Here is a 22,543-nt window from a genome sequence, read left to right as displayed (position 1 = left end):
CATCCCGACCCGCAATTGCAAAGGAGCAGTATCCCCATGAACCGCAAGATCCTCGCCGCCGGCAGCATCGCCGCCGTCGCGGCCCTCGCCCTCGCAGGCTGCTCCGGCAGTAGCGACGCCGGAGAGAGCACCGACCCCGACGCCCCCGTCACGCTCACCCTGTCGGGCTGGAGCATCGACACCACCCCCGAGTTCCAGACGCTCGCCGACGCCTTCACCAAGGACCACCCGAACGTGAAGATCGAGCTCAAGGAATACGACGCGGCCGAGTACAACACCCTCGTCACCGCCGACCTCGCCGCAGGGTCCGGCCCCGACATCATCACGCAGAAGGAGGTCAAGTACGTCACGACCTTCCAGGAGGGCGGCCAGCTGCTCGACGTCTCGGACGTGGCTCTGCCCGACGGCATCAGCGGTGCGGACTCCTACGAGGTCGACGGCGCCGCCTACGCCGTGCCGTACCGCCAGGACTCCTGGGTGCTCTTCTACAACAAGGCCCTGTTCGCAGCGGCCGGCGTCGCCGAGCCGGACGGATCGTGGACGTGGGAGGACTACGCGGATGCCGCGGAGGCGCTCACCACCGACGCCTCCAAGGGCACGTACCTGCACCGCTGGCAGTCGACCGTGCAGGGCTTCGCGAACGCGCAGACCGACACCAGCGTGCTCGACGGCGACTTCAGCAACATGAAGGACTACTACGACAACACGCTCGCGCTGCAGGATGCCGGCGACCAGGTCGACTTCAACACTTCGACCGCGAACCAGCTCACCTACCAGGGCGAGTTCGGCACGCAGAAGGCCGCGATGATGCTGATGGGCACGTGGTACACCGCCACCCTCATCGCGCAGCAGGCGTCGGGCGAGGCGAACGACTTCGAGTGGGGCATCGCTCCCGCACCGCAGCTCGACGAGAAGACCACGGGCACCGACAACACCCCGGTGACGTTCGGCGACCCGACGGGCTTCGGCATCAACGCGAACATCGACTCCGCCAAGGCCGACGCCGCCAAGCAGTTCCTCGAGTTCGCCGCATCCGAGGAGGGCGCGCAGGCGCTCGCCGAGATCGGGATCACTCCGGCGCTCACGAACGACGCCGTCGTCGAGTCCTACTTCGCGGTCGAGGGTGCGCCGACGGATGATCTGTCCAAGTTCGCCTGGTCGACGCACGAGGTTCTTCCCGAGAACCCCACGTCGAGCAAGACGGCGACGATCCAGGGGATCCTCGCCGACCTGCACACCGCAGTCATGTCGGGCTCTGTGTCAGTGGACGACGCCATCAAGACCGCCGAGGACCGCGTGAAGAACGAGGTCGGCTGATCCACTCGGGGGCCGGCCGCCGGTCGGCCCCCGACATCGCCCTCGCGCAGCATCCAGGAGACGAGAGACATGACCACCACCGAGGCCCCGAGCCGCGACGCGGCCCCGCCGCAGACGAAGCTGCCCCGCAGACGCTCGGCACTGCGTCGCCGCAATGCCCTGATCGGCTGGAGCTTCATCCTGCCGAACTTCATCGGGTTCGGGTTCCTGACCCTGCTCCCGGTGCTGATCCTCTTCTACATGGCGTTCACGAACTGGAACGTCTTCGGCAAGGCCGACTGGGTGGGGTTCGCGAACTTCCAGCGCCTGATGGGCGACGGCAGCTTCCACATCGCGTTCTGGAACACCATCTACTACTCGGTGATGCACATCCCGCTGACGATCGTCGTCTCGCTCGGGCTCGCACTGCTGCTCAACAACAAACTCCGCGGCGTCGCGTTCTTCCGCACGGCCGCGTTCTTCCCCTACATCACCTCGATCGTCGCGATCGCCGTGGTGTGGAACCTGCTCTTCAGCCCCGACTACGGCCCCATCAACGAGGTGCTCCGGGCGATCGGCATCTCCGAGCCTCCAGGCTGGCTCACGTCGTCGGAGTGGGCGATGCCCGCCGTCGTGATCGTCAGCACCTGGCGCGACATGGGCTACTACATGATCCTCTTCCTGGCGGGCCTGCAGACGGTGCCGCGTGAGCTGCACGAAGCCGCGCGCGTCGACGGCGCGAACGTGTGGCAGCGCTTCACGAACGTCACGATCCCGTCGCTGCGGCCCACCATGTTCTTCGTCACCGTGATGCTCACCATCAACTCCTTCAAGATCTTCGACCTGATCCTCGTCATGACCGACGGCGGCCCCGGCCAGTCGACCCTGGTGCTGTCGCAGTTCATCTACAAGAAGGGATTCGAGGAGTCGCAGTTCGGCTACGCATCCGCCGCCGCCGTGGCGCTGTTCTTCCTCTGCATCCTCGTGACCATCGGCCAGTTCCTCTGGAACAAGAAGCGGAGCGCATGATGACCGAGACCCAGGTCCTCGTCACGGGGGGAACGCTGCGCAAGCTCAACACCCCCGCCCCCGCCGGCCGCGTGCGCACCAGGCTCACGGTCGGTCGCACCCTCGGCTACATCGCCCTGATCATCGCGGCGGTCGGCTTGCTCGCACCGTTCTTCTGGATGGTCATGAGCTCGCTGAAGAACGCCAACGAGGTGTTCTCGGTGCCCGTCGTCTGGGTTCCCGAGACGTTCGTGTGGCAGAACTACATCGACATCTGGACGAAGTCGAACATGCTCGTCTGGATCCGCAACACCCTGTTCCTGGCCGTCAGCGTGACGTTCCTGCAGGTGCTGACCGGATCGTTCGCCGCCTACGGCTTCGCGCGCATGAAGTTCGCCGGCCGCGACATCCTGTTCCTCGTCTACATCGGCACGATCGCTGTGCCGTGGCAGTCGTACATGATCCCGCAGTTCATCCTGCTGTCGAATCTGAAGGTGTCGAACACGCTGTGGGCGATCATCCTGCTCCAGGCGTTCGGTGCGTTCGGGGTGTTCCTCATGAAGCAGTACTACGAGACGATCCCCGAAGAGCTCAGCGAGGCCGCGCGTCTCGACGGGCTCAGCGAGTACGGCATCTGGCGACGCATCATGCTGCCGCTGTCGGTGCCGGCCATCGCGAGCCTCACCCTGCTCACGTTCGTGAACACCTGGAACGACTACCTCGGGCCGCTGATCTATCTGCGGAACCCCGACCTGTGGACGATCCAGCTCGGACTCAAGAGCTTCGTCTCGAACCTCTTCGACACGAACTACGCGCTGCTGTTCGCCGGACTCACGATCTCGGTCGTGCCCATCGCGATCATCTTCCTGCTCGGGCAGAAGTACTTCGTCGAGGGCATCGCCACCAGCGGGCTGAAGGGCTGACCGATGAAGCGCATATCGCATGATGCCTGGGCCACGATCCTCGGGGTCGTCTACCTGGGCCTGATGGTGAACTTCCTCGTGCTCGTCGCGGCGTCACCTCTCGTCGTGCTGCTGATCACGACCGATCCCGCGCTGTCGTGGCCGCTGCTGGCGCTCGCGGCTCCGCTGGTCGCTCCGGCGCTGACGGGCGCGTTCACGGCGTTCCGCGAGTTCGGCCGCGGCGAGCCCCAGGTGGTGCGCTCGTTCCTGCGGGGCTGGAAGGCCACGGCACGCAAGGGCCTGCTGATCGGCGCGGCGGCGACGGCATCCGTCGTGGTGCTGCTCGTCGACGTGCGCGCGGTCAGCGCGTCGCCCGCCTCGGTCATGATCGTCCCGGTGCTCGCCCTGCTCACCGTGGTCGCCGTGGCGACCGCCCTGGTGGCTCTCGTCGCGCTGGCCGAAGAGCCGGGCGCGCGGATGCGCGACATCGTCAAGGCGGCGCTGTATCTGTGCGTGCGGCGCTGGTACCTCACGGCGCTGTCGCTCACCGTGCTCGGAGTGCAGGTCGGACTGTTCACCACGATGCCCGCGATCGCGATCGGCCTGACCTGCGCGCCCGCCCTCTACGTGGCGTGGGCGAACAGCCGCTACACACTGCGGCCCGTGCTCGATGTCGACGAGGCGCGCGAGATCGAAGGAGCGCGCGCGTGACCGTCCGTACCGCGATGAGTCCCGAGGTGTTCGCTCTGCTCTTCGATGAGGCGCGTCTGCAGCGCCTGCGCACCCTGGCTCCGTCGCCGCAGCTGGCGATCGACGGGGGTGACCTGTCAGACACCGAGATCCTGCTCACCTCGTGGGGAGCCCCGCGCCTCGACGCCGAGCTTCTCGACCGGATGCCGCGGCTGCGCGCCGTGGTGCATGCCGCGGGCAGCGTGCAGCAGCTGGTGTCCGACGAGCTGTGGGAGCGGGGGATCACCGTGACCTCGGCCGCCGACGCCAATGCCGTACCGGTGGCCGAGTACACGTTCGCGACGATCATCCTCGCCTTCAAACGCGCCTTCGTGCACATGCGCTCGCCCTCGACCGTGCTCGAATGGCGCGACCTGGTCGGCTCGACCCGATACGGCAGCGTCGGTCGCACGGTCGGCATCGTCGGATTCTCGCGGATCGGGCGCAGGGTGGTGCGGATGCTGGGGCAGCTCGACGACATCCGGATCATCGTCGCCGACCCGTTCGTCTCCGCGCAGGCGGTGGCCGACGCCGGAGCCGAGCTGCTGCCCCTCGACGACATGCTCGGTCAGGTCGACGTGCTCTCGCTGCACGCGCCGGCGCTGCCTGAGACGAGGCACATGATCGGTGCGGCCGAACTCGCGGCGCTCCACGACGGCGCCACCGTGATCAACACGGCGCGCGGGTGGATCCTCGACCATGAGGCGCTGCTCGCCGAATGCGAATCGGGGCGACTGGATGCCGTGCTCGACGTCACCGAACCCGACCCGCTGCCGACCGATTCGCCGCTGCGGACGCTGTCGAACGTCGCTCTGACCCCTCATATCGCCGGGTCCATGGGCAACGAGGCGCGGCGCCTCGCCGATTCGGCCCTCGACGACGTCGAGGCGCTGCTGCACGGCGGTGTGCCGTCGCAGGTGATCACCCGCCTCGACATGGAGTTGAGTGCATGAGGGCGGGTGTCGGGGTGAGTCGGACCTGGTAGATCCGGAGAGCGTTTTCCGCATCCGCTTGCGCACCGGGCCGCGGCATGGCATGCTGTCGGAAAGCGCTTACCGGTACACGTGACCCACAAGTTTCCCCGCAGAGCGTGCGGGATCTGAGAGAAGAGAACGGACCAGCAATGTCACAGGCGACAACCCGAGAGATCGGGATCATCATGAACGGCGTCTCCGGGCGCATGGGCTACCGCCAGCACCTCGTGCGCTCGATCCTCGCGATCCGCGACGCGGGCGGCGTCGAGCTGCCCGACGGATCCCGCATCACGGTGAAGCCCCTGCTGGTCGGCCGCAACGAGGCCAAGCTCGCTGAACTCGCCGCGAAGCACGGCATCGAGGACTACACGACCGATCTCGACGCGGCGCTCGCCGACCCGAAGTGGGAGATCTACGCCGACTTCCTCGTGACCAAGGCCCGTGCCTCGGCCCTTCGCAAGGCGATCGCGGCAGGCAAGGCGATCTACACCGAGAAGCCCACCGCCGAGTCGCTGGAAGAGGCCCTCGAGCTCGCGCGCCTCGCCGATGAGGCCGGCGTCAAGACCGGCGTCGTGCACGACAAGCTCTACCTGCCGGGCCTGCAGAAGCTCAAGCGCCTGATCGACTCGGGCTTCTTCGGCCGCATCCTCTCGGTGCGCGGCGAGTTCGGATACTGGGTCTTCGAGGGCGACTGGCAGCCCGCTCAGCGCCCGAGCTGGAACTACCGCACCGAAGACGGCGGCGGCATCATCGTCGACATGTTCCCGCACTGGAACTACGTGCTCGAGAACCTGTTCGGCGAGGTCAAGAGCGTCTACGCGCAGGCCGCCGTGCACATCGCCGACCGCTGGGACGAGAACGGCGAGCACTACACCGCCACTGCCGAGGATGCCGCGTACGGCATCTTCGAGATCGAGGGCGGCATCGTCGCCGAGATCAACTCCAGCTGGACCGTGCGCGTGAACCGCGACGAGCTCGTCGAGTTCCAGGTCGACGGCACTCACGGGTCGGCCGTGGTCGGACTCTTCGGCGCCAAGATCCAGCCGCGCAACGCGACGCCGAAGCCCGTGTGGAACCCCGACCTCGAAGACAGCCACGACTACGACACCGACTGGCAGAACGTGCCCACGAACGACGTCTTCATCAACGGCTTCCGTCAGCAGTGGGAGGAGTACCTGATCTCGTTCGTCGAGGGCACGAAGTACCCCTTCGACCTGCTCTCGGGGGCCCGCGGCGTCCAGTTCGCCGAGGCGGGTCTGACCTCCAGCGCCGAAGGCCGCAAGGTCGCGCTCGAGCCGCTGACGCTGGGCTGAGCATGACCACTCTCCGACTTCTCGACGCCGCGGGTGCGGTGACGGATGCCGAGCTGCGCGAGGGCGGCGGATACTCCCGTCCGTCCTCGCCGCTGCACAGCCGCGTCGCCTACGCCGCAGCCCACGTCGTGCCCAAGGTGCACGCCGACAACACTCCGGGGCAGCCCGCCGACATCGACTGGGACTCGACGCTCGCCTTCCGTCGCAACGTCTATTCGTGGGGTCTCGGTGTCGCCGACGCGATGGACACCGCGCAGCGCAACATGGGCCTCGATGCCGCGGCGACGCGTGAGCTCATCGCCCGCAGCGCCGAGGTCGCCCGTGAGGAGGGCGGCTCGGTCGTGGTGGGCGTCAACACCGACCACGTCGCCGAGTCGCACATCTCGCTCGACCAGGTGATCGACGCCTACAAAGAGCAGCTGCACTTCACCGAAGAGCAGGGGGCGGGTCCCGTGCTCATGGCCTCGCGTCACCTGGCACGCGTCGCCGAGAACGCCGACGACTACCGTCGCGTCTACCGCGAGGTGCTCGCATCGGCCACGGTGCCGGTCGTGCTGCACTGGCTCGGCACCGCCTTCGATCCCGAGCTCGCCGGCTACTTCGGAGCGGATGACTGGCAGACGGCATCCGCTGTGCTGCTCGATGTCATCGCCGAGAACCCCGACAAGGTCGCGGGCGTGAAGATGAGCCTGCTGAACGCCGAGTCCGAGATCTCGGTGCGCGAGCAGCTGCCCGAGGGCGTGCGCATGTTCACCGGAGACGACTTCAACTACGTCGGCCTGATCGGCGGCGACACCACCCGGTCGTTGAGCGAGGAGCGAAGCACCGAGACGAAACGCACCCACTCCGACGCGCTCCTGGGCGCGTTCGCGGCGATCACCCCGGTGGCCTCCGCGGCGATCCAGGCGCTGGATGCCGGAGATCCTGCGCGCTATCTCGAGATCCTCGGCCCGACCGAAGAGCTCAGCCGTCAGGTGTTCGCGGCTCCGACGTTCTACTACAAGACGGGCGTCGCCTTCCTCGCGTGGCTCAACGGGCATCAGCCCGCGTTCCAGATGGTCGGCGGGCTGCACTCGGCGCGGAGCCTCGTGTACCTCAGCCGCATCGTCGAGCTGGCGAACGCCTCGCTCGCACTCGAGAACCCCGAGCTCGCACGCGAGCGCTGGCACGGGATGCTGCGCCTGAACGGCATCGATGCAGGAGGCGTGACCGCATGACCGTCGATCCCCGCCTGTCGATCAACCAGGCCACCATCAAGCACGCCGATCTCGCGACCGCGCTGCGGGTCACGGCGGATGCCGGTGTCCAGGCGATCGGTCTGTGGCGCGAGCCGGTGAACGAGGTCGGCCTCGACGTCGCGGCACGCATGCTCACGGACTCGGGTCTGCGGTTCACGACGCACTGCCGTGGCGGCTTCTTCACCCTCCCCGAGGGGCCGGAGCGCGTCGCCGCACTCGACGACAACCGCCGCGCGATCGAGGAGACCGCGACGCTCGCCGCTGCGGGCGCCGAGGGATCGACCGCCGTGCTCGTGCTCGTCGCCGGCGGCATCCCCGCCGGGTCGCGCGATCTGATCGGCGCGCGTGAGCGGGTGCGCGACGCGATCGGCGTGCTCGCGACCGATGCGAAGGCGGCGGGCGTGACGCTCGCGATCGAGCCGCTGCATCCGATGTACGCCTCCGACCGCGCCGTCGTCTCGACCCTCGGCCAGGCGCTCGACATCGCCGCCGACTTCGATGCCGATGTGGTGGGCGCGGCCGTGGACACCTTCCACATCTGGTGGGACCCGCAGGTGCTCGACCAGATCGCCCGCGCCGGCCGAGAGGGCCGCATCGCGACCTATCAGGTGTGCGACTGGAAGACCCCGCTCGCCGCCGACGTGCTGCTGTCGCGGCACTACACGGGCGACGGCGTGATCGACTTCGGCTCGCTCACCCGCGCCGTGATCGACACGGGCTACGACCGCGACATCGAGGTCGAGATCTTCAACGCCGACATCTGGGCGGATGCTCCCGAGAACGTCGTGCGTCGCACGGCCGAGACCTTCGGGGCCGCGGTCTCGCCGCACCTGCGCTGACGCCCGGGAGTCGATCGTCCCGGGCGTGCGATTTGCAGGACTCGGGCACGGATGCCGGGCGGGGGCACGGTTTCCGGTCCTGCATCCGGGCCGCGGTCCTGCAGAGGGCACGGCGAGCCGACACGACGCGCGCCGCCGGACGCAACCCCCGAGACGCCGAGCCGCCCCCCTTGAGAGGATGAACCCATGACGAAGATCCGACCCGGGCTCTGCTCAGTGACCTTCCGTTCGCTCGAGACCGAAGAGGTCGTCGGGCTCGCGGCAGAAGCCGGGCTCGAGGTCATCGAGTGGGGTGCCGACGTGCATGTGCCGGTCGGCGACATCGAGCGTGCCGCGCAGGTGGCCACCGAGACGGCGGATGCCGGGCTGTCGTCGTGCTCGTACGGGTCGTATTTCCGGGCAGGGGCCGATGAGGAGCTCACGCCCGTCCTCGACAGCGCCGAGGCGCTCGGAGTCGACCGGGTGCGCGTCTGGGCGGGGCACCTCGGATCGTCGGAGGCGTCGGACGAGCACTGGGCCGACATCGTCTCCCGCCTGCGCGATGCGGCGGCCGAGGCGCAGGATCGGGGCATCGGCCTGGCCCTCGAGTTCCACTCGGGCACGCTCGCCGACACGGCGCCGACCACGCTGCGACTGCTCGCCGACGTGAACAGCCCGGCACTCAGCACCTACTGGCAGCCGACGGTCGCTGCGACCGTCGACGCCGTGCTCGGCGAGTATCGCGACCTCGCCGTGCACACCACCGCCGCGCACGTCTTCTCCTGGTGGCCCGCGCAGGAGCGCCTGCCGCTGCGGGCGAGGGATGCGCTGTGGACGCGCTTCTTCGCCGAGGCGCTGGCATCCTCCCGGCCGCCCAGGGATGCACTGCTCGAGTTCGTCCCCGGTGACGACCCGGCGCTGCTGCGAGGCGAGGCCGCGGCTCTCCGCTCGTACCTGTCGATCTGAGGCCCGGTGCCCGCTCTGACGCGCTGCTGCGCGATGCCTCTTCGCTCCCCGTTCTCGCGGTCGTCCCGCAGTATGCTCGGGGCATGAGCCAGCCGGAAAGCCCTTCCCGCGTGCGTCAGCCGCGTCACGCGCGAGGCGCCGCCCCGACCCTGCACGACGTCGCCCGTGAGGCCGGTGTCTCGCTCGCGACGGCATCCCGTGTCCTCAACGGATCCGAGCGCAAGGTCGCCGAATCCTTCCGCGAGAAGGTCGAGCAGGCGGCAGCCGAGCTGGGCTATACGGCCAATGCGTCGGCGCAGGCGACGGCCCGTGGATCCTCTCCCGTGATCGCGCTGCTGGTCGCCGACATCGCCGACCCGTACTTCGGTCTGATCGCCGCCGGCGTCGCCCGCGGAGCCGACGAGCAGGGGCTCGTCGTCACGATCGCGATCACCGAGCGCGATCCGGCCCGCGAGGCGCGCATCGTGCGGGCTCTCAGGGGGCAGCGGCCGCAGGGACTCATCCTCGCCGCCTCCCGCACGAACGAGCCGACCGACTCCGACACCGCGCGCGAGCTGGCCGAATACGCCCGCTTCGGCGGACGCGTCGTCACGTTCGGTGCGGGCAGCGCCGAGAACCGGCACGTCGAGATCGACAACCGCGCCGGAGCCGAAGAGCTCGGTCGGCGCATGGCGGCGCTCGGGTACCGCTCGGCCATCGCGATCGCGGCGGCCGAGGGCGTGCTGACCTCCGATGAGCGTCTCGCCGGGTTCCGTGCCGGCTTCGAGTCCGGCGGCGGCGCGATCGACCGGGTGATCCGCGGCGACTTCCGCCGCGAGTCGGGTGTGCAGGCCATGAGCGCCGCACTCGCCGACGGGGTCGAGCAGGGGACTCTCGTGTTCGGCATGAGCGACGTCGTCGCGATCGGCGCCATGTCGGCGATCCGCGACGCAGGACGCGAGATCGGCACCGACATCGCGGTGTGCGGCTTCGACGATGTCCCCTCGAGCAGCGACGTCACACCGGCGCTCACGACGGTGCGCGTGCCGCTGAGCGAGGTCGGCTACCAGGCCTTCCGCGCGACGGTCGACGCCGACTGGGAGCAGGCGGCACTGCCGCTCGAGGTGGCCGTGCGGGCGAGTACTCCTGGCACCGAACCCGGCATCGACCGATGACCCGGGTGGTCCTCGCTCCCGACAGCTTCAAGGGCACGATCACCGCGGCGGATGCTGCGGCATCCCTCGCCGCGGGCTGGGCGTCGATCGATCCGACCGCGACGTTCGTGCACCGTCCGATGGCCGACGGAGGGGAAGGCACCGTCGCGGCGTTCGAGGCCGCGGTGCCCGGTGCTCGCCGTGTTCCGGTGGTCGTCGACGGCCCTGCCGGTGCCCGCATCGACACGAGCTGGCTGCTGCTTCCTCCTGTTGCCGATGCTCCCGGCGGTACCGCCGTCGTGGATCTGGCCTCGACCTCGGGCATCGAGCTGCTCGACGAGCTGCGCCCGTGGAACGCCGACACCACCGGCTTCGGCCAGGCCATCGCCGCCGCCCTCGATCACGGCGTCTCGCGGCTGGTCGTCGGCATCGGATCGAGCGCGTCGACCGACGGCGGCACCGGGATGCTGTCGGCGCTCGGCGCCCGCTTCCTCGACGTCGCGGGCGACCCGGTCGCGCGCGGTGCCCGGGGCCTCGCCGACATCGCCTCGGTTGACCTGACCGGTCTGCGCCGAGCCCCGGAGGTGCGGGTGCTCACCGACGTGACCAATCCGCTCGTCGGCGCCCGCGGTGCGGCTGCGGTGTTCGGCCCGCAGAAGGGCCTCGTCGGTGACGACATCACCCAGGTGGATGCCGCGCTCGCGCGCCTCGCCGACCTGCTCGCCCTCGACGCCGCTCTCGCCGGCACCGGCGCTGCCGGCGGCACGGGCGGGGCGCTGGTCGTCTGGGGTGCGACGCTCGCCCCGGGAGCGGCCGAAGTCGCAGAGCTCATCGGACTCGCAGACGCGATCGCCGACGCCGACATCGTCATCACGGGCGAGGGCTCGTACGACGGACAGTCCGGCGACGGCAAGGTTCCCTCGTTCATCGCGGGCCTCGCGGCTGCGGCGGGGGCGACCGCCCTGCTCGCCGCCGGACGCATCACGCCCGACTCCGGCACGGCGCTGTTCGCGGCATCCGCCTCGCTGACCGACATCGCGGGGTCGTCGGAGGCCGCGCTCGCCGAACCCGCCCGCTGGCTGCGCGAGGCCGGGGCGCTGCTCGCCCGGTCGGCCTGACCGAGCGAGCATCGGCGAGACTCAGCCGCCGAGGGCGGCCGACACCACGGCGCGGGCCTCGGCCTGCACCTCGGCGAGGTGCTCGGGGCCGCGCAGGCTCTCGGCGTACAGCTTGTAGACGTCTTCCGTGCCCGAAGGGCGGGCGGCGAACCAGGCGTGCTCGGTCTGCACCTTGAGGCCGCCGATCGCCGCGCCGTTCCCGGGAGCGTGCGACAGCTTGGCGGTGATCTCCTCGCCCGCGAGGGTCGTCGCCGAGACGGCATCCGGCGCCAGCTTGCCCAGCGTCGCCTTCTGCGCGGGCGTCGCCGGAGCGTCTACCCGCTGGTATGCCGACGATCCGAACGCCTGCTCGAGCTCGGCGTACCGCTCCGACGGGGTCTTGCCTGTCACGGCGATGATCTCGGCGGCGAGAAGGCACAGCAGGATGCCGTCCTTATCGGTCGACCAGACGGTGCCGTCCTTGCGCAGGAACGACGCTCCGGCGGATTCTTCGCCTCCGAAGGCCACGGAGCCGTCGAGCAGCCCCGGAACGAACCACTTGAAGCCGACCGGCACCTCGAGCAGGCGGCGTCCGAGCGACTCGGCGACGCGGTCGATGATCATCGACGACACGAGGGTCTTGCCGATCGCTGCGTCGCGCGGCCACTCGGCCCGGTGCGAGAACAGGTAGTCGATCGCAACCGCGAGGTAGTGGTTCGGGTTCATCAGCCCGGCGTCGGGGGTGACGATGCCGTGGCGGTCGGCATCCGCGTCGTTGCCCGTCAGGACGTCGTAGTCGCCCTTCTTGGCGACCAGCGAGGCCATCGCCGAGGGGGAGGACGGATCCATGCGGATCTTCTCGTCCCAGTCGAGCGTCATGAAGCGCCAGGTCGGGTCGACCTCGGGATTCACGACCGTGAGGTCGAGGTCGTAGACCTCCTTGATGAGCGCCCAGTACTCGACCGAGGCTCCACCCAGCGGGTCGGCGCCGATGCGCACGCCGGCGCTGCGGATCGCGTCGATGTCGATGATCGTCGCGAGGTCCCGCACGTAGGCATCACGGAAGTCGTAGCCGGGAACCGCATCCCAGTCGACGTCGGCGAAACGCTCGCGCTTCACGTCGACCAGTCCGCCGGCGATCAGCTCGTTGGCGCGGTCGGCGATCCAGCCCGTGGCGTCCGTGTCGGCCGGTCCACCGTGCGGCGGGTTGTACTTGAAGCCGCCGTCGCGCGGCGGGTTGTGCGACGGGGTGACGACGATGCCGTCGGCGCGGCCGGGAGCATCCGGGGCGAGGTCGCGGTTGAAAGTCAGGATGGCGTGGCTGAGTGCGGGCGTCGGAACCCACGAGTCGCGCGAGTCCACCCGCACGTCGACGCCGTTCGCGACCAGCACCTCGATGGCGCTGCGCTCGGCCGGAAGCGAGAGGGCGTGGGTGTCGCGGCCGAGAAACAGCGGGCCGGTGATGCCCTGGGCCGCCCGGTAGTCGACGATCGCCTGGGTGGTGGCCAGGATGTGGTTCTCGTTGAAGCTGTTCGAGAGGGAGGAGCCGCGGTGACCGCTGGTTCCGAAGGCGACGCGTTCGGCGGCGACCTCCGGATTCGGGACGCGGTCGTAATAGGCGGCGATCAGTTCATCGACATCGATCAGATCGGATTCTTCGGCTGGTAGACCGGCACGGCTCGTCATGCAGACAGTCTGCCCCCATCTCGGCATCCGCGCATCTTCTGCGCGCTCGGAGTTGCCCTAAGGTGAAACGCGTGACTGAACGCCGCACCTACAGCTATCTCGGCCCTGCCGGAACGTTCACCGAAGCGGCGCTCGAACAGGTCGCCGAGGCGCGCGGACAGGAGTGGCGCGCCGTGCACAACGTCGGCGAGGCGCTCGCCGACGTGCTCGAGGGCCGCAGCGATGCCGCCATGATCGCGATCGAGAACTCGGTCGAGGGCGGCGTCTCGACCACGCAGGATGCCCTCGCCACACTGCCGGGCCTGCGGATCGTCGGCGAGTACCTGGTGCCGGTCAACTTCGTGCTCGTGGCTCCCCGCGGCACCACGCTGGCCGACGTGCAGGTCATCGCGGCGCACCCCGTCGCCTACGCGCAGTGCCACTCCTGGCTCGGCGAGCATCTGCCGACGCACTCGCACGTGCCCGCGGCGAGCAACGTCGCCTCGGCGGTCGGCATGCTCGACGGCGATCTGCCTGCGCAGGCGGCCATCGCAGCCCCCGGCGTCGTGAAGCACCTCGACGTCGACGTGCTGGCCGAGGACATCGGCGACAACGCCCAGGCCGTCACGCGCTTCGTGCTCGTCACCCGCACCACCACGGCACCGGCTCCGACCGGCGCCGACAAGACCTCGCTGATCGTCGAGCTGCCCAACGATCACCCGGGTTCGCTCCTCGAGATGCTCGAGCAGTTCTCGACCCGAGGCATCAACCTCTCGCTGATCCAGTCGCGTCCGATCGGCGACGAGCTCGGCCGCTACCGATTCGTGCTCGACGCCGACGGGCACATCGAGCACGAGCGCATGGCCGACGCCCTGCTCGGCATCCGCCGCTTCAGCCCCCGCGTGGTGTTCCTCGGTTCGTACCCGCGGGCCGACCGGCAGATCGTGCAGTACCCCGAGCGCTATGCCGACGACATCTTCGTCGAGGCGCGCGATTGGCTGCGCGGCATCCTCTCGGGCGAGCCCGAAGACTGACGCGGTTCGCGCGGCCGCTCGGACAGCGCAGACCCGCGCTGCACGAGCGCGACCACTTTCTCGGTCACATCCGGGAGGTCGTCGATGAGAACTTCAGGAATGCGTCTCGGATGCGCTCCAGGTCGCTGCGAGCCCGGTGATCGTCGCGGCTGCCGTGGCGGTGTCTTCGCGACTGCCGCCCGCACGCCCGGCGGCAAGGCCGGCGAGATAGGCGCTGAGCGGTGCGGCGGGGCGGGCGACGCCGTGCGCGACATCGCGGGCGAGGTCGAGGAGCAGCGCGATGTCGACCGACTCGCGGTCGATCTCGAGGGCCGCGCAGGCGGCGGTGGTCCAGTCCTCGAGGGCCTCGACCGGAAGGTGCTGCGTTTTGTCTGTCATGTCGTCTCCTCGTCGGATGCACTCGCGGTCGCGTCGTCGCGGCGGGGCATCGACATCATCGCGCGGGCACGTTCCAGATCGTCCCACGTGTCGACGTCCATCGCCAGGTCACCGGCCGGAAGCGTCGTGAGGGCGAGGCCCGCGAGCAGCGCGCGCACAGAGGCGCCGTGCCCCGAATCAGGCAGCGCGGCGACGGCCCTGCGGAGCGAAGCGGTGCGATAGCGGCCGAGCAGCCACTGCATCCGTCCCGCGGCATCGGTCAGGCAGATGCCGTCCACGCTCTCGTTCTCGTTCTCGTTCTCGTTCGCGTTCGGGGAGAGCGGCGGATGCTGTCGCAGCACAGCGACGGCCGCCTCGGCGTTCGGCAGGTCGGCGGCGAGGACGTAGACCTCCGCTGTGTCGATCAGGGCGAGTGCGGCGGCGATGCCGGCCACGGGGCCTCCGAAGGAGGGCGTCTCCCGTGCCCACACGACGTCGGCCTGCAGGGGTGAAGGCGGGCCGACCACGACGATCGGCGCGCAGCCGGCGACGGCGGCCACGGCCCTGTCGAGCAGCGTGCGTCCGTCGATGTCGAGCAGCGGCTTGGCCGCGCCGCCGAGGCGAGAGGCCCGGCCGCCCGCGAGGATGATCGCTGCGGACGGGGTCTCCGGCATCGTGCTCACGAGAGCAGCATCACGTCGATCAGGTCGCCCGCGGCGACTGCCGAGACGTCCTCGGGAACGACCGCGTAGGCGTCCGCTCGCGCCAGCCCGGCGGCGAGGTGCGAACCGGACGACCCATCCGCGGCGGCCGGGCGCACGGACCAGGCGGCCGGGTCCGAGCGGTCGAGCGTCACGGGCACGTACTGCCGTCGCCTTGCCGGGCTGCGCCAGCCGGTCGTGGCAGCGACGCGGAGCACTGGGCGGTGCAGCGGCTCGCGACCCTGAAGAGCGAGGAGAGCGGGGCGCACGAACGCCTCGAACGACACCGCGACGCTGGCCGGGTTGCCGGGGAGGCCGAAGACCAGGGTGTCGTCGAGGCGTCCGAACGCCTGCGGCCTGCCCGGTTGCATGCCCACGGCGACGAAGTCGATGCGATCGCGCAGCACGTTCTTGACGACCTCATGGGCGCCGGCGCTGACCCCGCCCGAGGTGACCACGACGTCAGCGTGGTCGAGCGCGCGTGCGAGCAGCGCCTCGAACGTGGCATCCTCATCCGTCACCGTCTCGACCGAGACGACCTCGGCACCTGCCTGCGTGCACAGCGATGACAGGAGCACGGAGTTGGATTCGGGGATCTGGCCGTGCGCGAACGTCCCGCCGGCGGGCGCGAGCTCGCTGCCCGTCGAGATGACGGCGACGCGGGGCCGTCGTCTCACGACGATGCTGTCGACGCCGACCACCGCGAAGGCCGTCATCTGCAGCGGGCCGACGACGGTCCCGGCGGCGGCGACCTCGGCATCCGCCCGCAGTTCCTCACCCCGGCGACGGATGTGGGCTCCCTCGCGGACTGGTGCGGTGGTGACCACCGCGGGGGCATCGATGCCCTGCAGGCCGTCCCTGGTGTGCTCGAACGGGACCACCGCGGTGGCCGTGCGGGGCACCGGGGCACCGGTCATGATCCGTGCCGCGTCGCCCGCGCCGAGCTCGGGTTCGACGGTCGACCCGGCGGGCAGATCGGCGATCACTCGCAGCGCGATCGGATGCGCAGCTGATGCCGCGGCCACGTCCGGGTAGCGCACGGCGTATCCGTCCATCGCGGAGTTGTCGAACAGCGGTGCATCCACCCGGGCGTGCACCGGCGCGGCGAGGGTTCGCCCCTGGGCATGGTCGACCAGCACGGACTCGTGCGGGAGTTCGACCACGGACGCCAGCACCGTCGCGAGATGCTCATCGACCGTCCGCATGGCGGGAGGAGCAGCAGGAGGCGCGATACGCATGCAGTCAGCGTACGACGGTCGCGGGCATGACCCCGCGACCGTTGCGCCCCGCCCTCCCCGTCTGGGTCAGTGCTCGCGGAACATGGGCCAGGCGCTGCCCGGCGACATGTGCGAGTGCAGCGCGCCCTTCGCCGACGCGAGATTCGGGTACGTGCCCGTCGCCGCATCGGAACCCGCCATGACGACGGTGTACCCCTCGTCATCGTGTCGGATGCTGCCTGCGACACCGTTCGTGCCGTACGCCACCCAGAGTGCCAGGGTCTTGGTCGTGCTCATCATCGAACCCCTTCCGTTGCTCGTGACGCTACGCCCAGGCGCACCGGAATACCAGCCCTTGACGCGGGGGCGGGGCGCGGTCGATCAGAGCGCCGCGGCGACGAGCTCCAGCGTCTGGGCGCGGCCGGCGGCGGAGTCGCGCGGCTCGGATTCGTAGGCTCCTGCGACGGGCGACAGCATGACCTCGTCGACGCCCCACTTCGACGCAAACGTACGCACCTCTTCGGCGACGGATTCGCCCGTTCCGACGAACCAGCGCGAGTGGGCGGCCTCGACGACCTGGTCGGTCGCGGCATCCGGCTCGGCGGCCAGTGCCTCTTCGACCGTCTCGAGTGCGGTCAGCGGCTTGTTCAGGCGAAGACGAGACATCATGCGCAGCTGGGGGAGTGCGCGGGCCTCGGCCTCTTCCTGGGTGGGGGATGCCACGACGTTGACCGTCAGGAAGGTGCGCGGCTCGGGGTGCTGCTCGCTCGGCTGGTAGCCGGTGCGGTACAGGTCGAGGGCGCGCTCGAGGCCCTGCCCCGAGAAGTGGTTCGCGAAGACGTACGGCAGGCCGTGCGATGCGGCGAGCTGGGCGGAGTAGTCGCTGGATCCGAGCAGCCACACCTCGGGGCTGCCGGTGGCCGACGGCGTCGCGTGCACGGTGTACTCGCCACCCGACGTGAAGCGCACGGTCGCGCCCTCGCCCGAGATGAGAGCCGCGATGTCCTGCACGTTGCGGGGGAACTGCTCGACGTCGCTCGTCGTGCCCGATCCGCGCAGCAGCTGCGTGATCACGGGGTCGCTGCCGGGCGCGCGGCCCAGGCCCAGGTCGATGCGGCCGGGGGCGATGGCCTCGAGCGCGGCGAACTGCTCGGCGACGATCAGCGGAGCGTGGTTGGGCAGCATGACGCCGCCCGAGCCCAGACGGATCTGCGTCGTGCGCATCGCGGCTGCGGCGATCAGCACCGGAGGAGTGGTGGATGCCACGGCGGGCATGTTGTGGTGCTCGGCGAACCAGTAGCGGCGATAGCCGAGCCGGTCGGCGGTGGCCGCGAGGGACAGGGAAGCGGAGATCGCCTCGGCACTGGTCTGCCCGGTGCGAACCGGGACGAGGTCGAGAACGGAGAGCGCGGTGGAAGTCATCCCCGGATGCAACGGCGGAGGCGGGCGGGGAATTCCCGCCCGCCTCATCGTGCCCGGTGGGTCGTCACGCTGCGGCGAGGGAAGAGGATGCCGACGGCGAGAACTCCTCGGCCAGAGCGTGGCGTGCGACGTGGTAGCGGATGTGCCAGGCCGCGCTGAAGCTCTGCTCGGGAAGCCGAGCGAGCACCGCTCGATCGTCGGAGCCGAGACCGTCACGGGCTGCTTCGCGCAACAGGTCGTCGCGCGTCGCCGGGTACTCCATCCCGCGCAGGAAGCGGTCGAGTGCAGCGGAGTTGTGCATGGGTCGTCCTTTCCAGAGGAGGAAGTGGGGGCCGGGTGTGCCCCGGCCCCGTGCTGTCAGGCGGCGATCGACTGTCGGTTGTCGCTCGACTCGACCTCGATCTTGCGGGGCTTCGCCCTCTCGCTGACCGGGATGATCACCGACAGCACGCCGCTCTCGTACGAGGCGCTGATCGCGTCGAGGTCCACTCCGTCACCGAGCGAGAACTGACGGAGGAACGAGCCTGCTCCGCGTTCGCGTGCGAGCCAGCGGACGCCTTCGCGCCCGTCGGCCGTGCGCTGTGCACGGATCGTGAGCTGTCCGCCGTCGAGGTCGACGTCGATGGAGCCCGGATCGATGCCGGGAAGATCGGCGTGCAGGACGTACCTGTCGCCGTCGCGGAAGAGGTCCACCGGCATGAGACGCGGTGCGCGGACCGAGTCCAGCACGCTCGCGGCGAAGCGGTCGAGTTGACTGAACGGATCGAATGACATGGCCATGAGTGTCTCCTTTCATGTGGCCCAGGTGGGCATCGGTGGTGCAGATTATCTGCACCGTTTGCTATAGATTTTTTATAGAACAACTCCCGATAGAATGCAAGTGCCGCAAGAAGGAGGTTCCGATGGCTGATCGTGATCCGGCGATGCCGGTCTATGGCATCGCCGTCGCCGCCCAGCTCAGCGGCGTCCCCGAGGCGAGTCTGCGTCTCTTCGAGGCGAAGGGTCTCGTCACTCCTGCGCGCAGTGACGGCGGCACCCGCCGGTACAGCGACGACGACCTCGAACGGATCCGCCGCGTGACGGGTCTGCGCGTCGAGGGGATCAACATCGTCGGCATCCGCCGCGTGCTCGATCTCGAGGACGAGAACGCCGGGCTCCGCGACGAACTCGCCGACGGCGGGGACTGACCCGGAGACCCCGCACCCGCGCACCGGCGACCCCGCACCCGCGACCCCGTTCCCGGGCCGACGGGCAGTACTTTAAAAGGCATGGATGCCGAGATCTTCTACGTGCTCGTCGGTGCTGTCGTCGTGGCGGCGATCGCCCGATGGCGCGGCTGGCCGGCACCGCTGCTCGTGACGGTGGTCGCGCTCGCGGCATCCTTCCTGCCTTTCGTGCCCGACGTCGAGATCGACGGCCACCTGCTGCTGAATCTCGTGCTTCCGCCGCTGCTGTACTCGGCCGCCCTCGACGTGTCGTTCGTGGGCTTCAAACGCAGCCTCCCGCAGATCCGTCGACTCGGCATCACTCTCGTGCTGCTCACATCGCTCGCGGTGGGGCTCGTGGCGTGGTGGATCCTGCCGTCGCTGACTCTGCCGGGCGCGCTGCTGCTGGGCGCCATCGTCGCGCCGCCCGACGCGGTCTCGGCGGCCGCGATCGGTCGCAAGCTGGGTCTGCCCCGGCGCATCATGACGGTGCTCTCGGGGGAGAGCCTGATCAACGACGCGACCTCGCTGACCCTGTACCGGGTGTTCGCGGCGATCATCGCCGGCGCCACCGTCGGCATCGTCGACGGCATCGGGCAGTTCCTGCTCGCCGTCGGGGTCGGCGTCGCGATCGGACTCGTCTTCGGCATCGTGCTGCACCAGCTGCGCATGCGCATCAACGACGCCGTCGTGATCGGCACCTTCGGCCTGCTCGCCCCCTTCGGCGCCTACGCGATCGCCGAGCACCTGCTCGGATCCGGTGTGCTCGCCGTCGTGGCGATGGGGCTCTACGTCGGGTACAACTCCCCGCGCACCGACTACACGACCCGCCAGCAGGAGACGCCGCTGTGGCTGTCGGCCGACCTGCTGCTCGAGAGCTTCGTGTTCGCCTACATCGGCTTGCAGTTCCCCCGGGTCCTCAGCGACCTCGGCGGCGAGGAGGTGGGGCGCATCCTGGTGCTCTCGGGTGCCGTGCTGCTGGTCGTCCTCGTCATGCGGCCGCTCTACGTGTACCCGGCGAACGGATGGGCCAACTTCCAAGACCGCAAGCGGCTCGAGCGCTGGGATCGCACGGTCGAGTCCGGCGCCTTCGACGAGCGACGGCGTGAGTCGAAACGGTGGAAGGACTACAGCGCCGAGGAGCTGCGCTCCAAGATCGTGCGCGACCGGATGGCCGGGCTGCAGCTGACCTGGAAGGACAACGCCGTCATCTCGTGGGCGGGGATGCGCGGCGTCGTCACGCTCGCGACAGCGCTCGCCGCGGCCGACCTCGCGGCTCTCGACACCGAACCGTCGCACGCGATCGTGGTGGTGGCGTTCATCGTCACGGTCGGGACTCTGCTGCTGCAGGGGCTCACGCTCCCATTGCTGATCCGTGGGCTCGGCATCGCCAGCGATGTCGACGACGAAGACGACGAGAGGGCGATCGCCGCCGTCAAGGAGAAGAGCCGCGAGGCGGGCAAGGCGTTCCTGGCCGAGAAGCGCGTCGAGTGGGAGCAGAAGTACGGCGAGGTCGACCTCGGCGTCTTCGACGCCTTCACGAAGCGCATGACCCGGGTCGAGAAGGACACCGATGAGGCGCAGCAGGTCGAGGATGCCGCGGCGCGGCCGTCGTACGACGATCTTGTCGCCCTCTCGCGCGGGTGGCTGCAGGTGCGTCGCGACATCCTGCTGGCCGAGCGCGACGCCGGCAACCTCGACGAGGAGGTCATGCGCGAGCTGATGACCGCGATGGATGCCGAGGAGCTGGCGCTCGACACGCGTGGCGCCACGCGCCAGCAGGGCCGCGCGTAGTACCGGCACAGGTTCCGAACGCACGCGGCGGTTGCGGAGCCACCTGCCGCACGCACGAGCGCCCCGCCCCGGTGAGGGGCGAGGCGCTCGGGTGATGCGGGGTCAGCGGCGGCCGGCCGGTTCCTTCTCGGCGTCCGCGGCGCCGGATGCATCCGCCTCGGGCGCGTCGTCGTCGGAGTCGTCGGCGAAGGGCAGGCCTTCGCGCGGGGCGTTGTAGAGCTCCTCGTCGAGGATGCCCTCACGCTTGGCGACGATGGTCGGCACGAGCGCCTGGCCCGCGACGTTGACCGCGGTGCGGCCCATGTCGAGGATCGGGTCGATCGCGAGCAGCAGTCCGACGCCCTCGAGCGGCAGGCCCAGGGTCGACAGCGTCAGCGTGAGCATGACCGTCGCGCCCGTGGTGCCGGCGGTGGCGGCGGAGCCGACGACCGAGACGAGCACGATCAGCAGATACTGCACGAGGTTCAGCTCGATGCCGAAGAACTGCGCGACGAAGATCGCGGCGATGGCCGGGTAGATCGCGGCGCAGCCGTCCATCTTGGTCGTCGCGCCGAACGGCACGGCGAACGAGGCGTACGAGCGGGGCACGCCGAGGTTGCGCTCGGTGACGCGCTCGGTGAGGGGCAGGGTGCCGATCGACGAGCGGCTGACGAACGCGAGCTGCACGGCCGGCCACACACCCGAGAAGTACTGCTTGATCGACAGTCCGTTCGTCTTGACGAGGATCGGGTAGACGACGAACAGCACGAGAGCGAGGCCGATGTACACGGCGATCGCGAACCAGCCGAGCGAGGCGAGCTTCTCCCATCCGTACTTGACGACCGCCGCGCCGATCAGGCCGAAGGTGCCGAGCGGGGCGATGCGGATGATCCACCACAGCACCCGCTGGATCACCTTGAGCAGCGACTCGGTGAACGCGAGGAACGGCTCGGCCTTCTTGCCGGCCTTGAGCGCCGCGATGCCCACGGCGACCGCTATCACGATGATCTGCAGGATGTTGAAGTTCACGCTCGACGAGAAGGTGCCCTCGGTCGCGCCGGCGTTGGTGCTGACGCTGAGACCGAGGAAGTTCTGCGGGATCAGTCCGAGCAGGAAGTTCCACCACGTGCCCACCGTGTACGGGTCGCTGGGCTCGAGGCCCTCGCCGGCCCGGTTGCCGGGCTGGATGACGAGGCCCAGCGTGATGCCGATGATGACGGCGATGAACGCGGTGATCGCGAACCACAGCAGGGTCTGGCCGGCGAGGCGAGCGGCGTTCTGCACGCGGCGAAGGTTCGAGATGCTGGCGACGATCGCGGTGAAGATCAGCGGCACGACGGCGGTGCGCAGCAGCGTGACGTACGAGCTGCCGATCGTGTCGAGCGTGGCCGAGAGACCGTTGGGGCTGTCTGCCGTGGCGCCCAGCTGGCGGGCGATCAGACCGGCGGCGATGCCGAGGACGAGGGCCGCGAGGATCTGGAAGCCGAACGAGGTCAGCAGCTTCCGGACGGGACCGCGGGTGTCTGGCGCCTTCGTGGCGCGGACGGTGGTGCTCATTGGATCGAGGACTCCAGAATCGATGCGCGCCGTGTGCGCGCTTCCGTCCACGCTATGAGCAGGGCCGGAGTCCCGAGGCCGAGATGACGAAGGATGACGGATGCCGAAGCATCCGTCATCCTCTGTCGATCGGAATGG

23 protein-coding genes are annotated in these 22,543 nt (G+C 69.5%); 14 read left to right on the top strand and 9 right to left on the bottom strand.

Going from position 1 to position 22,543, the window contains the following annotated elements; all coding sequences use genetic code 11:
* Positions 1 to 36 precede the first annotated feature (36 nt).
* The 11 genes from ASF63_RS18295 to ASF63_RS18245 all read left to right on the top strand — a co-directional run bounded on the left by ASF63_RS18295 (position 37) and on the right by ASF63_RS18245 (position 11,495).
* Complete coding sequence (locus ASF63_RS18295; RefSeq protein WP_056517569.1) at positions 37 to 1,317, top strand: ABC transporter substrate-binding protein; 1,281 nt, start codon at positions 37 to 39, stop codon at positions 1,315 to 1,317.
* A gap of 69 nt (positions 1,318 to 1,386) precedes the next feature.
* Complete coding sequence (locus tag ASF63_RS18290) at positions 1,387 to 2,325, top strand: carbohydrate ABC transporter permease (protein ID WP_056313394.1); 939 nt, start codon at positions 1,387 to 1,389, stop codon at positions 2,323 to 2,325.
* Entirely contained in the window at positions 2,322 to 3,227 is a 906-nt protein-coding gene (locus ASF63_RS18285) for a carbohydrate ABC transporter permease (protein ID WP_200934048.1), read from the top strand. Before ASF63_RS18290 ends, ASF63_RS18285 begins: the two co-directional genes overlap by 4 nt.
* Before the next feature lie 3 nt (positions 3,228 to 3,230).
* A complete protein-coding gene (locus tag ASF63_RS18280; protein WP_056517566.1) occupies positions 3,231 to 3,917 on the top strand; it encodes a DUF624 domain-containing protein in 687 nt (228 codons plus the stop codon).
* Positions 3,914 to 4,888, top strand: a complete 975-nt coding sequence (locus tag ASF63_RS18275; protein WP_200934047.1) for a hydroxyacid dehydrogenase — start codon at positions 3,914 to 3,916, stop codon at positions 4,886 to 4,888. Before ASF63_RS18280 ends, ASF63_RS18275 begins: the two co-directional genes overlap by 4 nt.
* Before the next feature lie 170 nt (positions 4,889 to 5,058).
* Positions 5,059 to 6,222: a Gfo/Idh/MocA family protein gene (locus ASF63_RS18270; protein ID WP_056517563.1), complete on the top strand. Its 1,164-nt coding sequence runs from the start codon at positions 5,059 to 5,061 to the stop codon at positions 6,220 to 6,222.
* A 2-nt stretch (positions 6,223 to 6,224) separates the two neighbouring features.
* Positions 6,225 to 7,439: a dihydrodipicolinate synthase family protein gene (locus ASF63_RS18265; protein WP_056517560.1), complete on the top strand. Its 1,215-nt coding sequence runs from the start codon at positions 6,225 to 6,227 to the stop codon at positions 7,437 to 7,439.
* Positions 7,436 to 8,299 (top strand): sugar phosphate isomerase/epimerase family protein, encoded by an 864-nt coding sequence (locus ASF63_RS18260; protein WP_056517557.1) that lies wholly within the window; start codon positions 7,436 to 7,438, stop codon positions 8,297 to 8,299. The genes ASF63_RS18265 and ASF63_RS18260 overlap by 4 nt, the downstream gene beginning before the upstream one ends.
* Before the next feature lie 186 nt (positions 8,300 to 8,485).
* Entirely contained in the window at positions 8,486 to 9,244 is a 759-nt protein-coding gene (locus ASF63_RS18255) for a sugar phosphate isomerase/epimerase family protein (RefSeq protein ID WP_056517554.1), read from the top strand.
* 83 nt (positions 9,245 to 9,327) lie between these two features.
* Positions 9,328 to 10,398, top strand: coding sequence for a LacI family DNA-binding transcriptional regulator (locus ASF63_RS18250; protein ID WP_082478352.1), 1,071 nt, complete (start codon positions 9,328 to 9,330; stop codon positions 10,396 to 10,398).
* Complete coding sequence (locus ASF63_RS18245; RefSeq protein WP_056517545.1) at positions 10,395 to 11,495, top strand: glycerate kinase; 1,101 nt, start codon at positions 10,395 to 10,397, stop codon at positions 11,493 to 11,495. Before ASF63_RS18250 ends, ASF63_RS18245 begins: the two co-directional genes overlap by 4 nt.
* 21 nt (positions 11,496 to 11,516) lie before the next feature.
* Here ASF63_RS18245 and pgm read toward each other — a convergent pair whose 3' ends face one another.
* Positions 11,517 to 13,160: a phosphoglucomutase (alpha-D-glucose-1,6-bisphosphate-dependent) gene (pgm, locus tag ASF63_RS18240; RefSeq protein WP_056517542.1), complete on the bottom strand. Its 1,644-nt coding sequence runs from the start codon at positions 13,158 to 13,160 to the stop codon at positions 11,517 to 11,519.
* Between the two features lie 62 nt (positions 13,161 to 13,222).
* Here pgm and pheA point away from each other — a divergent pair, with 62 nt between their 5' ends.
* Positions 13,223 to 14,173, top strand: a complete 951-nt coding sequence (gene pheA / locus ASF63_RS18235; protein ID WP_056517539.1) for a prephenate dehydratase — start codon at positions 13,223 to 13,225, stop codon at positions 14,171 to 14,173.
* 93 nt (positions 14,174 to 14,266) lie between these two features.
* On the opposite strand, the gene ASF63_RS18230 is transcribed toward pheA, so the two are convergent.
* The 7 genes from ASF63_RS18230 to ASF63_RS18200 all read right to left on the bottom strand — a co-directional run bounded on the left by ASF63_RS18230 (position 14,267) and on the right by ASF63_RS18200 (position 18,650).
* Positions 14,267 to 14,551 carry a DUF6457 domain-containing protein gene (locus ASF63_RS18230; protein ID WP_056517538.1) on the bottom strand — a complete coding sequence of 95 codons (285 nt, stop codon included), beginning with the start codon at positions 14,549 to 14,551 and terminating at the stop codon, positions 14,267 to 14,269.
* Positions 14,548 to 15,204: a molybdenum cofactor guanylyltransferase gene (locus ASF63_RS18225; RefSeq protein WP_056517720.1), complete on the bottom strand. Its 657-nt coding sequence runs from the start codon at positions 15,202 to 15,204 to the stop codon at positions 14,548 to 14,550. The genes ASF63_RS18230 and ASF63_RS18225 overlap by 4 nt, the downstream gene beginning before the upstream one ends.
* A gap of 5 nt (positions 15,205 to 15,209) precedes the next feature.
* Positions 15,210 to 16,469 (bottom strand): gephyrin-like molybdotransferase Glp, encoded by a 1,260-nt coding sequence (gene glp / locus ASF63_RS18220; RefSeq protein WP_235560859.1) that lies wholly within the window; start codon positions 16,467 to 16,469, stop codon positions 15,210 to 15,212.
* 66 nt (positions 16,470 to 16,535) lie between these two features.
* Positions 16,536 to 16,745, bottom strand: a complete 210-nt coding sequence (locus tag ASF63_RS18215; RefSeq protein ID WP_056313719.1) for a hypothetical protein — start codon at positions 16,743 to 16,745, stop codon at positions 16,536 to 16,538.
* A gap of 84 nt (positions 16,746 to 16,829) precedes the next feature.
* The gene (locus ASF63_RS18210) at positions 16,830 to 17,870 is read right to left on the bottom strand and encodes an LLM class flavin-dependent oxidoreductase (RefSeq protein ID WP_157534442.1); all 1,041 of its coding nucleotides are present in this window, start codon (positions 17,868 to 17,870) and stop codon (positions 16,830 to 16,832) included.
* 64 nt (positions 17,871 to 17,934) lie between these two features.
* Positions 17,935 to 18,171, bottom strand: coding sequence for a DUF2795 domain-containing protein (locus tag ASF63_RS18205; protein WP_056517528.1), 237 nt, complete (start codon positions 18,169 to 18,171; stop codon positions 17,935 to 17,937).
* Between the two features lie 56 nt (positions 18,172 to 18,227).
* Positions 18,228 to 18,650 carry an Hsp20/alpha crystallin family protein gene (locus tag ASF63_RS18200; RefSeq protein ID WP_056517523.1) on the bottom strand — a complete coding sequence of 141 codons (423 nt, stop codon included), beginning with the start codon at positions 18,648 to 18,650 and terminating at the stop codon, positions 18,228 to 18,230.
* Between the two features lie 122 nt (positions 18,651 to 18,772).
* Between ASF63_RS18200 and ASF63_RS18195 the strand changes: the two genes are divergently transcribed.
* Positions 18,773 to 19,057, top strand: a complete 285-nt coding sequence (locus ASF63_RS18195; RefSeq protein ID WP_056517520.1) for a MerR family transcriptional regulator — start codon at positions 18,773 to 18,775, stop codon at positions 19,055 to 19,057.
* 81 nt (positions 19,058 to 19,138) lie between these two features.
* Positions 19,139 to 20,869, top strand: a complete 1,731-nt coding sequence (locus tag ASF63_RS18190; protein WP_056517515.1) for a cation:proton antiporter — start codon at positions 19,139 to 19,141, stop codon at positions 20,867 to 20,869.
* A gap of 102 nt (positions 20,870 to 20,971) precedes the next feature.
* On the opposite strand, the gene ASF63_RS18185 is transcribed toward ASF63_RS18190, so the two are convergent.
* The gene (locus ASF63_RS18185; RefSeq protein WP_082478350.1) at positions 20,972 to 22,405 is read right to left on the bottom strand and encodes a dicarboxylate/amino acid:cation symporter; all 1,434 of its coding nucleotides are present in this window, start codon (positions 22,403 to 22,405) and stop codon (positions 20,972 to 20,974) included.
* Positions 22,406 to 22,543: the final 138 nt, after the last annotated feature.

Origin of the sequence: Microbacterium sp. Leaf320, assembly GCF_001423485.1 — a bacterium.
Lineage (GTDB): Bacteria > Actinomycetota > Actinomycetes > Actinomycetales > Microbacteriaceae > Microbacterium.
The sequence above is the reverse complement of the archived record's forward strand: the minus strand, read 5'-3'. Positions and strand labels throughout refer to the sequence as shown.